Annotated in this window: 12 protein-coding genes and 1 tRNA gene; 11 read left to right on the top strand and 2 right to left on the bottom strand. The window is 72.0% G+C overall.

Features of this window, described 5'->3' with window-relative positions; all coding sequences use genetic code 11:
• The first annotated feature begins 26 nt into the window (after positions 1-26).
• Genes ACFQ0P_RS15520 through ACFQ0P_RS15510 form a run of 3 tightly spaced genes read left to right on the top strand, consistent with a single transcriptional unit; the run spans position 27 to position 3,199 of the window.
• Entirely contained in the window at positions 27-1,133 is a 1,107-nt protein-coding gene (locus ACFQ0P_RS15520) for a branched-chain amino acid aminotransferase (RefSeq protein WP_204979537.1), read from the top strand.
• Between the two features lie 9 nt (positions 1,134-1,142).
• Complete coding sequence (locus ACFQ0P_RS15515; RefSeq protein ID WP_204979536.1) at positions 1,143-1,910, top strand: fumarylacetoacetate hydrolase family protein; 768 nt, start codon at positions 1,143-1,145, stop codon at positions 1,908-1,910.
• 8 nt (positions 1,911-1,918) lie between these two features.
• Positions 1,919-3,199 (top strand): MFS transporter, encoded by a 1,281-nt coding sequence (locus tag ACFQ0P_RS15510; RefSeq protein ID WP_204979535.1) that lies wholly within the window; start codon positions 1,919-1,921, stop codon positions 3,197-3,199.
• Between the two features lie 21 nt (positions 3,200-3,220).
• Here ACFQ0P_RS15510 and ACFQ0P_RS15505 read toward each other — a convergent pair whose 3' ends face one another.
• A complete protein-coding gene (locus ACFQ0P_RS15505) occupies positions 3,221-4,297 on the bottom strand; it encodes an aminotransferase class V-fold PLP-dependent enzyme (protein ID WP_204979534.1) in 1,077 nt (358 codons plus the stop codon).
• Between the two features lie 98 nt (positions 4,298-4,395).
• Between ACFQ0P_RS15505 and ACFQ0P_RS15500 the strand changes: the two genes are divergently transcribed.
• The 4 genes from ACFQ0P_RS15500 (at position 4,396) to ACFQ0P_RS15485 (ending at position 7,947) form a co-directional block, all read left to right on the top strand.
• A complete protein-coding gene (locus tag ACFQ0P_RS15500) occupies positions 4,396-5,358 on the top strand; it encodes a LysR family transcriptional regulator (RefSeq protein WP_378772756.1) in 963 nt (320 codons plus the stop codon).
• 11 nt (positions 5,359-5,369) lie between these two features.
• Positions 5,370-6,884 carry a glutamate--tRNA ligase gene (gltX, locus tag ACFQ0P_RS15495; protein WP_204979532.1) on the top strand — a complete coding sequence of 505 codons (1,515 nt, stop codon included), beginning with the start codon at positions 5,370-5,372 and terminating at the stop codon, positions 6,882-6,884.
• A gap of 69 nt (positions 6,885-6,953) precedes the next feature.
• Positions 6,954-7,025, top strand: a tRNA-Gln gene (locus ACFQ0P_RS15490).
• 88 nt (positions 7,026-7,113) lie between these two features.
• On the top strand, positions 7,114-7,947 hold the full coding sequence (locus ACFQ0P_RS15485) for a hypothetical protein (RefSeq protein ID WP_204979531.1): 834 nt from the start codon (positions 7,114-7,116) through the stop codon (positions 7,945-7,947).
• On the opposite strand, the gene ACFQ0P_RS15480 is transcribed toward ACFQ0P_RS15485, so the two are convergent.
• Complete coding sequence (locus ACFQ0P_RS15480; RefSeq protein ID WP_204979530.1) at positions 7,896-8,813, bottom strand: aminoglycoside phosphotransferase family protein; 918 nt, start codon at positions 8,811-8,813, stop codon at positions 7,896-7,898. The two genes, ACFQ0P_RS15485 and ACFQ0P_RS15480, sit on opposite strands and share 52 nt — an antisense overlap.
• Before the next feature lie 85 nt (positions 8,814-8,898).
• Here ACFQ0P_RS15480 and ACFQ0P_RS15475 point away from each other — a divergent pair, with 85 nt between their 5' ends.
• The 4 genes from ACFQ0P_RS15475 to ACFQ0P_RS15460 are packed head-to-tail and all read left to right on the top strand — an operon-like array spanning position 8,899 to position 13,054.
• A complete protein-coding gene (locus ACFQ0P_RS15475) occupies positions 8,899-9,678 on the top strand; it encodes a DeoR/GlpR family DNA-binding transcription regulator (RefSeq protein ID WP_204979529.1) in 780 nt (259 codons plus the stop codon).
• The gene (locus ACFQ0P_RS15470) at positions 9,675-10,631 is read left to right on the top strand and encodes a 1-phosphofructokinase family hexose kinase (protein WP_204979528.1); all 957 of its coding nucleotides are present in this window, start codon (positions 9,675-9,677) and stop codon (positions 10,629-10,631) included. Before ACFQ0P_RS15475 ends, ACFQ0P_RS15470 begins: the two co-directional genes overlap by 4 nt.
• Before the next feature lie 29 nt (positions 10,632-10,660).
• On the top strand, positions 10,661-12,748 hold the full coding sequence (locus tag ACFQ0P_RS15465; protein WP_204979527.1) for a PTS fructose transporter subunit IIABC: 2,088 nt from the start codon (positions 10,661-10,663) through the stop codon (positions 12,746-12,748).
• Positions 12,749-12,784: 36 nt separating this feature from the next.
• A complete protein-coding gene (locus tag ACFQ0P_RS15460; protein WP_204979526.1) occupies positions 12,785-13,054 on the top strand; it encodes an HPr family phosphocarrier protein in 270 nt (89 codons plus the stop codon).
• The last annotated feature ends 67 nt before the right edge of the window (positions 13,055-13,121 follow it).

Genomic DNA, 13,121 nt, shown 5'->3' with positions numbered 1-13,121 from the left:
GCTCCTCACGAAAGCACAGGCCCGTCATGACGCTCATCGACACCGATCCCGACACCGGACTCACCCCGCTCGAGTTCGCCGTCAGCCGCAACCTGCAGGCGAAGTCCGCCGAGCAGCGTGCCGAGATCCTCGCCAACCCCGGCTTCGGCACGAGCTTCACCGACCACATGGTCGACATCTGCTGGTCCGTCGGCGGGGGCTGGCACCGCCCGCGCGTGCAGCCGTACGGGCCGGTGTCGCTCGATCCCGCCGCCGCGGTGCTGCACTACGGCCAGGAGATCTTCGAGGGGATCAAGGCCTATCGCCACGCCGACGGGTCGATCCACACGTTCCGCCCCGACCAGAACGGTCGCCGCCTGCAGCGCTCCGCGCGCCGGCTGGCACTGCCCGAACTCCCCGTGACGTACTTCATCCAGTCGCTGCGCGAGCTGATCGCCGTCGACGGCGCCTGGGTTCCGTCGGGTGCCGACCAGAGCCTCTACCTGCGGCCGTTCATGTTCGCCAAGGAGGCGTTCCTGGGCGTGCGACCCGCGCACAAAGTGGGCTACTACGTCATCGCGTCGCCCGCCGGCGCCTACTTCAAGGGCGGCGTCCAGCCCGTGTCGATCTGGCTCAGCGAGGACTACGCGCGCGCCGGCAAGGGCGGGACGGGCGCGGCCAAGACCGGCGGCAACTACGCCGCGAGCCTGCTTCCGCAGTCGGAGGCCTACGAGAACGAGTGCGACCAGGTCGTGTTCCTCGACCAGGACCGCAACGTCGAGGAGCTCGGCGGCATGAACGTCGTGTTCGTCTACAAGGACGGCACCCTCGTCACGCCGCAGTCCGACTCGATCCTCGAGGGCATCACGCGCGACTCCATCCTCCAGCTGGCCCGCGACCGCGGCCACAAAGTCGAGGGCCGCGCGGTCTCGTTCGACGAGTGGCGGCAGGGCGTGGCATCCGGCGAAATCGTCGAAGTGTTCGCGTGCGGCACCGCCGCCGTCGTGACGCCGATCGGACTGCTCAAGGGCAAGGACTTCGTCGACGAGCAGCCGACGGGCGAGCTGGCCCTGTCGCTGCGCGAGGAGCTCACCGACATCCAGTACGGGCGTCGCGAGGACAAGCACGGCTGGCTCCTCCGCCTCGACGGATAGGGTCGTCGGGTGAGGATCGCGCGCTTCAGCCACAACGACGTCATCAGGTTCGGGATCGTCGACGAGGGCGAGCTCGTCGTCCTCGCCGGGGATCCGATGTTCGCGGGGTACGACACGACGGGGGAGCGCGTCCCGCTCGCCGACGTGGCGCTGCTCGCCCCGGTCATCCCGCGCTCGAAGGTCGTGTGCGTCGGCCGCAACTACCGCGACCACGCGGCGGAACTCGGCAACGACGTGCCGACCGCGCCGATGCTCTTCTTCAAGCCCAACACCTCGGTGGTCGGGCCGGGCGACGCGGTGGTGCTTCCCCGCCACTCCGACTTCGTGAGCTACGAGGGTGAGCTGGCGGCGGTGATCGGGCGCATCACGAAGAACGTGTCGGCGGCGGATGCTCTCGGCCACGTGTTCGGGTACACGATCGCGAACGATCTCACCGCGCGGGACTGGCAGAAGAGCGACGGCCAGTGGGCGCGGGCGAAGGGCTTCGACACGTCCTGCCCGCTCGGTCCCGCGATCGAGACCGAGTTCGACGTGGACGGCGAGGCCGTGATCACGACGCGGCTCAACGGCGAGGTCCGCCAGCAGGGGCCGATCAGCGACATGATCTTCTCGCTCGCCGAGATCATCGAGTACGCGTCGGCGGCATTCACACTCCTTCCCGGCGACGTGATCCTCACCGGAACGCCGGCCGGCGTCGGTCAGCTCGTCGCGGGCGACACCGTCGAGGTCGAGATCACCGGACTCGGCACGCTCCGCAACACCGCCCGCGCGGCCTGAGCCGGGCCATGGCCTCCGCGTCCGCCGACCCGTCGCGGTCCTCGGCCTCCGACCGGGATGCCGCGGACCTCGCACCCGCCGAGGTCGCGCGCGTGCAGCGACGCAGTGTCCTGGTGCTCTCGGCGGGGCAGATCCTCGGCGGCCTCGCGTTCGGCGCCACGCTCTCGCTCGGCGCCGTGCTCGCGGCCGAGGTCTCCGGCGATGAGGCGTTCTCGGGTCTCGCCGCGGCGGGCGTGACCCTCGGCACGGCCGCCCTGGCGGTGCCGCTCGCCGCGTTCGCGCGTCGCCGGGGCCGGCGCGTCTCCCTCGCCACCGGGATGTCGCTCGCCCTCGTGGGGGTGATGCTCGTGGTGCTGGCCGTGTCGGTGTCGTCGTTCCCCCTTCTGCTCGTGGCGTTCGCGCTGGTCGGGGCGGGGCAGGCGGCCAATCTGCAGACGCGGTTCGCGGCGGCCGACCTGGCCACCGATGCGACGCGCGGCCGCGACCTGTCGATCGTCGTGTGGGCGACGACGATCGGGGCGGTCCTCGGTCCGAACCTGACGGGTCCGGGGGAGGTGCTCGGGGATGCCGTCGGGATGCCGCCGCTCACCGGCCCCTACCTCATCACGGTCGTCGCCCAGGTGCTCGCGATCGCGCTCTACCTCGTCGCGCTGCGGCCCGATCCGCTACTGCTCGCGCAGCGGGTGGTGGCCGCGTCGCGCGAGGCGACGAGCGCGATCGCCAAGCCCGACAACCCGTCTGTCGCGCGGTACGCGATCTTCGCCGTCGCCGCTGCGCACGGCGTCATGGTGTCGGTCATGGCGATGACGCCGGTCCATCTGCTGCATCACGGCGCGTCGCTGTCGATCATCGGGCTGACGATCAGCCTCCACATCGCCGGCATGTACGCCCTGTCGCCCGTGTTCGGCATCCTCGCCGACCGTGCGGGCCGCCTGCCGACGATCCTCATCGGGCAAGCGCTTCTCGTCGCGGCGCTGCTCACGGCGTCCTTCGGTGCGGAGACGTCGGCGATCGTCACCGTCGCGCTCGTGCTGCTCGGACTCGGGTGGAGTGCGACGACGGTGGCGGGTTCGACGCTGCTCACCGAGGCGTCGTCCGAGTCCCAGCGCACCCGTCGCCAGGGCCTCAGCGACCTGACCATGAGTCTCGTCGGTGCGATCGGCGCGATCCTCGCGGGCGTCGTGCTGTCGTGGATCGGCTACGGGGGCCTGGCGCTCGTGGTCGGTGTGCTGGTCGTGGCGACCGTGCTCTTCGCGCCGTTCGGTCGGCGCACCCGCGTCGCCGTCTGACCCTTCGGTCGGAAGGTGCGGTCAGCGGCCCAGGGCCCGGACGGCGAGGTCGACGTCCTCCTCGTCGTTGAAGACGTGGAAGGCCACCCTCGCGCGTCCCGCGCGGCCCGATGCCACGATTCCGGCGTTCGCCATCCGAGCGAGGTCGGCGCCGTCGGGGTCGGCCCACGTGACGATGGCACTGTCCCGCGCAGGGCGGGCGAGTCCCAGCCGCAGCCGGAACGCCGCGGCGAGACCGGTCGCATGGTCGCGCAGCGCCTCGGCGTCGAGGGAGGCGAAGAGCGCGAGCGCGGGAGCGGCGCCGACGAACGCCTGCCACGCGGGTGACGCGTCGAACCGCGACGCGTCCGGCGCCAGTTCGACGTCGCCGCCGTAGCACGACGACCACGGATCCGCGCCTGCGTACCACCCTGCGAAGAGCGGCGGGATGTCGCGCGCGAGCTCGTCCGAGAGCGTGAGGAAGGACACGCCGCGCGGCGCGCAGAGCCACTTGTACGTGTGGCACACGACGGCGTCGAAGCGGGATGCCTCCACCGGCAGCCACCCGACGGCCTGGGTCGCGTCGCACAGCGTGCGTGCGCCGTACCGTGCAGCGGCGGCGAGGATGGCGTCGGCGTCCGCGACCTCGCCGGTCGCCGACTGGACGAGGGAGAAGGCGACGAGGGCGGTCGAGGGCCCGACGGACTCGGCGAGCTCCGCGAGCGGGACGCTCCGGACGCGCAGCGATCGACCGGCGTGGACGAACGGCAGGACGACGGAGGAGAAGTCGCCGTCGGCCACGAGCACTTCGGCTCCGTCCGGGAGGGAGGCCGCGACGAGAGCCACGGCGACCGACACCTGAGAACCGATCGCGACGCGGCTGGGCTCGACGCCGACGAGCCGTGCGAAGAGGCCGCGCGAGCGCTCGACGGCGGCGGACGCGGCCGAGGGATCCGGCCGGCCGGAGGCCGCGGCATCCAGCTCGGCGATCACGGCCGCCCTCGTCGCGCGCGTCGGGAGGCCGACGGTGCACGCGGCGAGATACCCCCGCCCGCCGGTGAACTCGCGGCGCGCCGCGGCGACGGTGGGTGGGGGCGCGGGAAGCGTGTGCAGTGCCATGAGTCCAGCGTCCCCTTCCGGAACCCATTCGTCTACAGGAGGTGTCACATGTCTCACATCACGTGGCGTGATGTGACAGACCCGCCTATGCTGTGCGTGTGACGCTCCTCGACGACCCCGATCTGGACGCGCAGGCGCTGCGCGTCGTGAAGGCGATCGCCGATGAGGGCTCGATCACCGGCGCGGCCGCCGCCCTCGGCTACAGCCAGCCGGCCGTCAGTCAGCAGCTCAAGCGTCTCGAAATGCGGCTGGGGCTTCCGCTGGTCGAACGCGTCGGCCGCTCGGTGCGCCTCACCGAGGCGGGTCGCATCCTCGCACGGCATGCGCCGGCCGTGACGACGGCGCTGGATGCCGCGGCCGGCGAGCTGGCCGAGCTTCGGGGACTTCGCACCGGTCGCGTGAGACTGGTCGGCTTCCCGTCCGCATCCCCGACGATCGTCCCTCGGCTGCTGGCCGACCTCGAGGCGCGCCACACCGGAGTGAGTCTCACCTACCTCGAGGCCGAACCGCCCGAGGCGGTCGAGGCCGTGAAGGAGGACCGGGCGGACATCGCGCTGACGTTCTCGTACCCCGGAGATCGCGACGACCCGCACGGGGCGAGCGCGCGCGGCCTGTCGGTGCGCGCGATCGGCACCGACGATCTCGTCGCCGTCCTGCCGGAGGGCCATCCCGCCGCGGCCGGGGGAGAGGTCGACCTGCCGGCGCTCGCGGGGGAGCGGTGGATCGCGGGATGCCCCAGGTGCCGCGGCCACCTGCTCGAGCTGTGCGCTCGTGTCGGCTTCTCTCCGCGCATCGCGTTCGAGACCGACAACTTCGTGGCCGTCGAGGGTCTCGTGGCCCGAGGGATCGGCGTGGCGACGCTGCCTGCGCTGGCCGTGGCATCCTTCCCGCGCCTGCCCGGGGTCATCACCCTGCCGCTCCCGCCAGCGGAGGCGCGCACCCTGCACGTCGTCACCGCGCACGGCGCCGAACGAGTGCCGGCGGTGCGCGCGACGCTGGACGCTGTCGAGCGGCTCGTGGCCGAGTGGACCCCCACGGAGGTGCAGACGGCGCGCGCCTAGACTGGAGCGCGATGTCCTCTTCACCCGATCCCCGCACCACCACCGCGACCGGCGCCGATGTGCGCGTGCGGTTCTGCCCCTCGCCGACGGGTCTGCCGCACGTCGGACTCATCCGCACGGTCCTCTTCAATTGGGCCTACGCGCGCCACCACGGCGGGAAGCTCGTCTTCCGCATCGAAGACACCGACGCCGCCCGCGACAGCGAGGAGAGCTACCAGCAGCTGCTCGACGCACTGCGCTGGCTCGAGATCGACTGGGATGAGGGGGTCGAGGTCGGCGGTCCGCACGCGCCCTACCGCCAGTCCCAGCGACACGACGTCTACCGTGAGGTCCTCGACAAGCTGATCGCGTCGGGCGCCGTGTACGAGAGCTACTCGACGGCCGAGGAGATCGACGCGCGCAACGAGGCGAACGGGCGCGCCAAGCAGCTCGGCTACGACAACTTCGACCGCGACCTGACCGACGAGCAGCGCGCCGCGTTCCGCGCCGAGGGTCGCGAGCCGGCGTGGCGCCTGCGGGTGCCCGACGAAGACCTCACGTACGTCGACCTCATCCGCGGCGAGGTGACCTTCCCGGCGGGGTCGTTCCCGGACTTCGTGCTGGTCCGCGCGGGCGGGGTGCCCCTGTATCCGTTCGTCAACCCGGTCGACGACGCCCTGATGGGCATCACGCACGTGATCCGGGGCGAAGACCTCATGCCCTCGACGGCACGTCAGCTCGCGCTGTACCAGGCCCTGGTCGACGCGGGTGTCACGACGTTCATCCCGCGATTCGCGCACATGCCGCTCGTGCTCGGCGAGGTGGGCAACAAGAAGCTCTCGAAGCGCGACCCGAAGGCCGACCTCTTCCTTCAGCGCGAGAAGGGCTTCATCCACGAGGGACTGCTCAACTATCTCTCGCTGCTCGGCTGGTCGATCGCGCCCGACCGCGATGTCTTCTCGCTCGACGAGCTGGTCGCGGCGTTCGACATCGCCGACGTCAATCCGAATCCGGCCCGCTTCGATCAGAAGAAGGCCGAGTCGATCAACGGCGACCATATCCGGATGCTGCAGCCCGACGACTTCGCGGACCGCCTCGTGCCCTATCTCGCGGCCGCGGGGCTCGTCTCCGATCCGCCGACGACGCCGCAGCGTGCGATCCTTGGCGCGGCCGCGCCGCTCGTGCAGGAGCGCATGCAGCTGCTCGGCGAGGCCCCCGGACTCCTCGGGTTCCTCTTCCGCGACGAGGTCGTGTACGACGAGGACGCTCTTTCGTCCCTGCCGGTGAACGCGGCGGAGGTGCTCGTCGCCTCGGTCGGGGCGCTCGAGCTCGTGCCGGAGTCCGAGTTCACGGCCGCGGCGGTGCAGGATGCCCTCTCCGCGGCGCTGATCGACGGGCTGGGACTCAAGCCCCGTGTGGCATACGGGCCCCTCCGGGTGGCCCTCAGTGGGCGCCGGGTGTCACCGCCGCTGTTCGAGTCGATCGAGCTGCTGGGCAAGGCGGTCACCCTCGACCGGCTCGGAGCCCTTGCGGGCCGCACGGCCTGACCCTCTGGTTTGGAGCACGTGCCGGGGTCGGCTAAGCTTGACCCTCGGCACGGCTCCGGCCGAACGCCTTGGGGTATGGTGTAATTGGCAACACGGCTGATTCTGGTTCAGTTGTTCTTGGTTCGAGTCCAGGTACCCCAGCAGTACGAAAACCCCCGGTCAACCGGGGGTTTCGTCGTTTCTTCCGGACAACCGACCCGGGGAGTCGGAGCCGGACGATAATGGGCTCATGGACGCGCCGTCGTTGTCGCCCGAGCGATCGACCGAGCTCGCCGCGCTCCGGCGCAGGGCCTACGGCCCCGACGCCGACATCGCGAGCGATCCCGTAGCCCAGCAGCGGCTGCTCGAACTGGAAGCACTGGCCCACGCCGCCGAGGCGAACGTCGACGATGTTCACCGCCCGGCGCCCGCGCACCGGGTCGCGCCCGACCCGGACGATGATCTCTTCGCCGATCCGTCGGCGGAGCGCTCACACGGCGGGGCCGTCGCCGCCCCGCCGAGCGAAAGCGCCGGCGTGCCCGCAGCATCCACCTCCCCACCCGCTGGCACGACGGAGCGCGCGTGGTGGCGGCGTGTGCCCCTCTGGGCCGTCGCGGCGATCGTCGGTATCGCGATCGGTGCGGCGATCGGGTTCACGTGGCCGTCCGGCGACGGCCCGCCGCCCGATCTCACGCTCGGCGTCGACCCGACCGGCGGGGAACGAGGGGCCGGGTTCACGGAGAACCTCGACTACTGGGGCGTGGATGCGGGCACCGTCGTGCCGCACGAGGGGTTCGACTCGATCCAGGTGTGGACGGCGCTCGGCATCGACGAGTCCCGGTGCCTGCTGCTCTCGCACGACGGATCGTTCCTCAGTGCCACCTGCAGCGGATCGGGCCTGGATCCGGTGCTCGACTTCACGATCTACGACGGCATGTCGCTGGACTTCGAGAACCCGCTGCCGGTGGGGACGATCATCCGGTTCGTCGGGCACGAGGGCTCGGTCGACGTGTGGGTCCGCCCGCCGGGCGGTCAGGATCCCGAGACGATCTCGTCGAGCGCCGACCTGCCCAGCGCGGCATAGTCGGGCTCGTCGTCGCTGTGCGCGAGGAGGAGCACGGCGACCGCCGCCGCCCAGGCCCGCGCACGGGTCCAGGTGGCCAGGTCGTACCGAGGACCGGTGGCCGCCCTGAACCGCTCGCGCCCGTTGGCGTCGAAGGCCAGCCACGCCACGGCGAGATCGTAGGCGGGGTCACCGGCGGTGACATCGCCGAAGTCGATGATGCCGACGAGCCGCGCCGCATCGGCGACGATGTTTCCGGGGTGGAGGTCGCCGTGGATCCACACCGGCGGCCCCGTCCAGGGTGGCTCGGCGAGACCGTCCTCCCATGCCGTCGTCACGGCCCGCTCCTCCGCGTCGGTGACGAGGCGGGCGGCGACGAGTGCCTCCCGTCGTGCGGTGAACGAATCCGCGCGTTCGGGGAGCGGGACGCCCCGCACGGGGTTCGGCGGATGGTCGGGCGGCGCCGCGACGTGCAGCGCCCCGAGAGCGGCGGCGAGCGATTCCGCCCATCCCGTCCGCACCTTCCACGGCACGTCGATCCCGCGGGATCCTTCGATCCAGGGCGCAACGGACCATCGCCACGGGAACGACGAACCGGGCTCCGCACGCACCACCGGCATCGGCACCCGCACACCGGTGGCCTCGATCGCGGGTCCGACGAGCGGCAGCGCCCGGTGCTCGTGCACGATCAAAGAGGCGGCCGCGGCGCGCCTGGGGAGCCGCACCGCCCAGTCCTCACCCAGGCGCCAGACCTCGTTGTCCCAGCCGGCGCTCACTCGAGCAAGCGGCAGGGACGTCGCGCCTTCGAGGGCTCCTGCCTGTTCGCGTAGGAGCTGCCTGACGAGGGCTTCGTCGATCACCACTTCGCCCGCGGGTTTGTCGGCCACGGATCGAGCGTACTGATCTCAGCGCCCGCATCTTGTTTCATGTTGATATGTGTTGTAGTGTGTGGGAATCCGACGAGGGGTCAACATGTACGCAACGGAGCGCCACGATGCAATCGAGCGCCGGCTCGCAGCCGACGGTCGTGTGAGCGTCGTCGATCTCGCGGCGACATTCGGCGTCACTACCGAGACCGTCAGGCGAGATCTCGCGCAGCTCGAAGCGAACGGGAGCCTTCGCCGTGTCCACGGCGGTGCGGTGCCCGCCGACCGCGAGAGCACCGCGGAGCCGGCCCTCGCCGAACGGCTCCAACGCCACAGCGCCGCCAAGTCAGCCATCGGCCGGCGCGCGCTGGACGCGCTCGGCGGCGGATTCCGCGGGTCGGTCTACCTCGACGCCGGGACCACGACGGCTGCGGTCGCGGGTGCTCTCGCGCCTCGGCTGGGGGACGGTGGGATCGAGGTCGTCACGCACGCGCTCACCCTCGCCCACGCGCTCGCGTCCGTCCCCAACGCCGCGCTCACCGTCATCGGCGGGCGTGTGCGGGGCCTGACGGCCGCCGCCGTCGGCGCCGACACCGCCCGGACGATCGAGGGGCTTCGCCCCGACGTCGCGTTCCTCGGCACCAACGGCGTGTCGGCCGGATTCGGGCTGAGCACTCCCGACCCCGACGAGGCGGCGGTCAAGCGTGCGATCGTCCGAGCCGCGCGTCGCGTCGTCGTCGTCGCCGACGCCGACAAGCACGACCGCGAGCTGCTGGTCGGCTTCGCGCCGCTGGAGGACGTGGACGTCCTCGTCACCGACGCCCCACCGGGGCCCGAGCTTTCCGCGGCGCTGGCCGACGCGGGCGTGGAGGTGTGGCTCGCATGATCGTGACCCTGACGGCGCATCCGTCCCTCGACCGCACCATCACCCTCGACGCCCCGCTGCGCCCGGGTGAAGTCCAGTCCGCGATCGGCGCCCGCGAGGACGCCGGCGGCAAGGGCATCAACGTGTCCCGGGTCGTCGCGGCGGCGGCCCTGCAGACGCTCGCGGTGCTGCCCCTCGCCGGCGGAGACCCTTACGCCGCGGCCCTCGCGGCGACGGGCATCGCGACCCGAGCGGTGCCGGTGCACGGCTCGGCGCGCGCCAACGTCACCATCACCGACCCGGAGGGCGTCACGACGAAGCTGAACCTGCCGGGTGCCCCGCTCACGTCGATGGATGCCTCGGCCGTCGTGAGCGCGGTCGCCGAGGCCGCCGACGGCGCGGCGTGGCTCGTCCTGGCGGGCTCCCTTCCGCCCGGCGCCCCCGACGACTTCTACGTGACGGTGATCGAAGCGGTCCGCGCCCGGTTCGGCACCCGCGCCCCGCGCATGGCCGTGGACACCTCCGGAGCGGCCCTCGCCGCGGTCGTCGAGCGCGGACGCCCCGATCTGATCAAGCCCAACGACGACGAGCTCGCCGAGCTGGCGGGGGAGGCCCTGCCCTCGGGGGACCTCCCCGCCGCGGTGACGTCGGTCGCACGACGACTCGTCCCCGGCCGGGTGTCCGCCGCCCTCGTAACCCTCGGAGCCGACGGGGCGGTCCTCATCGACGCCGAGGGCGCGTGGGTCGCCGTGCCGCCGCGGATCCGCGTCGCGAGCACCGTCGGCGCGGGCGACAGCTCGCTCGCCGGCTATCTCCTCGCCGACGTCGCCGGCGCTTCGCCCGAGGATCGCCTGCGCAGCGCCGTCCGCTACGGGGCGGCCGCGGCATCCCTTCCCGGCACGCAGGCGCCCACCCCCGCAGACCTTCCCTCCGACGACGTGCCCGTCACGCGCCTCTCTCCCGTTTCCGCCTGATTCGCCCCACCCCGACCATGGAGGTCACCGTGTCCGACACCATCACCCCCGAACTCGTCAGCCTCGACGTCGGCCTCGGCGCCGACAAGGCCGACGTGATCCGCTCGCTCGCCACGCGCGTCGTCGCGCAGGGCCGTGCCACCGACGCCGAGGCGCTCTTCGCCGACGCGTGGGCGCGCGAAGAGAAGGACGAGACGGGACTCCCGGGCGGCATCGCCATCCCCCACGCGAAGAGCGCGGCCGTCACCGTGCCCTCGCTCGCGTTCGCCCGGCTGACGCCCGGCGTGGACTTCGGCGCGCCGGACGGTCCCGCCGACCTCGTCTTCCTGATCGCCGCGCCGGAGGGTGCCGCCGAGGCGCACCTCGCCGTCCTCTCCAAGCTCGCGCGGAGCCTCATGCAGGACGACTTCACCCGCGGCCTGCGCGCCGCGCACACCGAGGACGAGGTCGTCGCGATCGTGCGCGGCGCCATCGGGGAGGGGGATGCCGCGGCCGCCCCCGCAGCGCCCGCCCCCGCAGCGCCCGCCCCCGCAGCGCCCGCCCCCGCAGCGCCCGCCCCCGCCGCCGGCGCTCCCGCCGCCGCGCAGACGGGCCCCGAGGTCGACGGGCACCCCGTCCGCATCGTCGCGGTGACCTCGTGCGCGACGGGAATCGCCCACACCTTCATGGCCGCCGACGCGCTCAGCGCGGCGGGCGTGGCCGCCGGCGTCGACCTCGCCGTCGAGCCACAGGGATCCAGCGGCTACCAGGCGCTTCCACGCGAGGTCATCGACGCCGCCGATGCCGTCATCTTCGCCACCGACGTCGACGTGCGTGAACTCGGCCGCTTCGCGGGCAAGCCCGTCGTCCGGTCGGGCGTCAAGCGCGGCATCGAGCAGCCGAAGGAGCTCATCGCCGAGGCGGTGGCGGCGGCGAAGAACCCCGACGCGACCCGGGTGACCGGCGCCGCCGACTCGTCGGCCGCGCCCACGGCGGCGGAGTCGGTGTCGTGGGGCGCCCGAATCCAGCGCATTCTGCTGACCGGCGTCAGCTACATGATCCCGTTCGTCGCGGGCGGCGGTCTGCTGATCGCCCTCGGCTTCCTCTTCTTCGGTGACAATTACGAGGCCACGGGCGAAGCCGCGTCTGTGGTCGTGCAGTACTCGCTGTGGAATCTGCCGCCGGGAGGCCTGAGCCTCTACCTCGGGTCGGTGTTCTTCACCATCGGCGCGACGTCGATGGGCTTCCTCGTCTCGGCGCTGGCGGGCTACATCGCGTTCGCGATCGCCGATCGTCCCGGTATCGCGCCGGGCTTCGTCGCGGGCGCCGTCGCGGTGCTCATGAACGCCGGATTCATCGGCGGCATCGTCGGCGGTCTCCTGGCCGGCGTGACGGCGTGGTGGATCTCGACCTGGAGCGTGCCGCGCTGGCTGCGCGGCCTCATGCCGGTCGTGATCATCCCGCTGCTGGCGTCGGTCGTGGCGTCCGGGCTCATGATCCTCTTCCTCGGGCGCCCGATCGCGACCCTCATGGAGTGGCTGACGGTCTGGCTCAACGATCTCGCCGGCACGTCGGGCATCGTGATCGTCGGCGTCGTCCTCGGGCTGATGATGTGCTTCGACCTCGGCGGTCCCGTCAACAAGGTCGCCTACGCCTTCGCCGTCGCCGGACTCTCCGCGGGCAGCCCTGAGAATCCGACCCCCTGGCTGATCATGGGCGCCGTCATGGCGGCGGGAATGGTCCCGCCGCTGGCCATGGCTCTCGCCTCGACCGTGCTCGCCCGCAACATGTTCCCGGCGATCGAGCGCGAGAACGGCAAGGCCGCCTGGCTGCTCGGCGCCGCGTTCATCTCGGAGGGCGCCATTCCGTTCGCCGCGGCCGACCCGCTGCGCGTGATCCCCGCCTCCCTCGTGGGCGGCGCCGTGACGGGCGGTCTGAGCATGATTCTGGCCGTCGAGTCCCTCGCTCCGCACGGCGGCGTGTTCGTGTTCTTCGCGATCAGTCCGTTCTGGGGCTTCCTCGTGGCCATCGCCGCGGGTACCGTCGTGACGGCACTCCTCGTCGTCGCGCTCAAGCGCTGGGTCGGCCGCAAGGAGCTGGAGCAGGCGGAGGCGCCTTTCGAGGCCGTCCCCGCGTGACCGACCGCGCACACCGAGTGATCAAAGGAGAGACACATGGCAGAACGCCAGGCCACCATCGCCAGCAGCTCCGGGCTGCACGCCCGCCCCGCCAAGCTGTTCGTGCAGGCCGTCCAGGAGAAGAGCGTCCCGGTGACGATCGCGGTGGAGGGCGGCCCCGATCTGAATGCGGGCAGCATCCTCTCGCTCATGGGACTCGGCGCCTCCCAGGGCACCGTAGTGACGCTCAAGGCTGAGGGCGAGGGCGCCGAGCAGGCGCTGGACGAACTGGTCGAACTGCTCCAGACCGATCTCGACGCGCAGTAGAGCGCGCAGAGCCGGACGACGGATGCCGCGGGACGAAGCCGCGCGGCATCCGTCGTCTTCGCGGCAT

This window comes from Microbacterium insulae (assembly GCF_042677065.1).
GTDB lineage: Bacteria > Actinomycetota > Actinomycetes > Actinomycetales > Microbacteriaceae > Microbacterium > Microbacterium insulae.
This window is presented reverse-complemented; position numbering and strand designations above follow the sequence as displayed.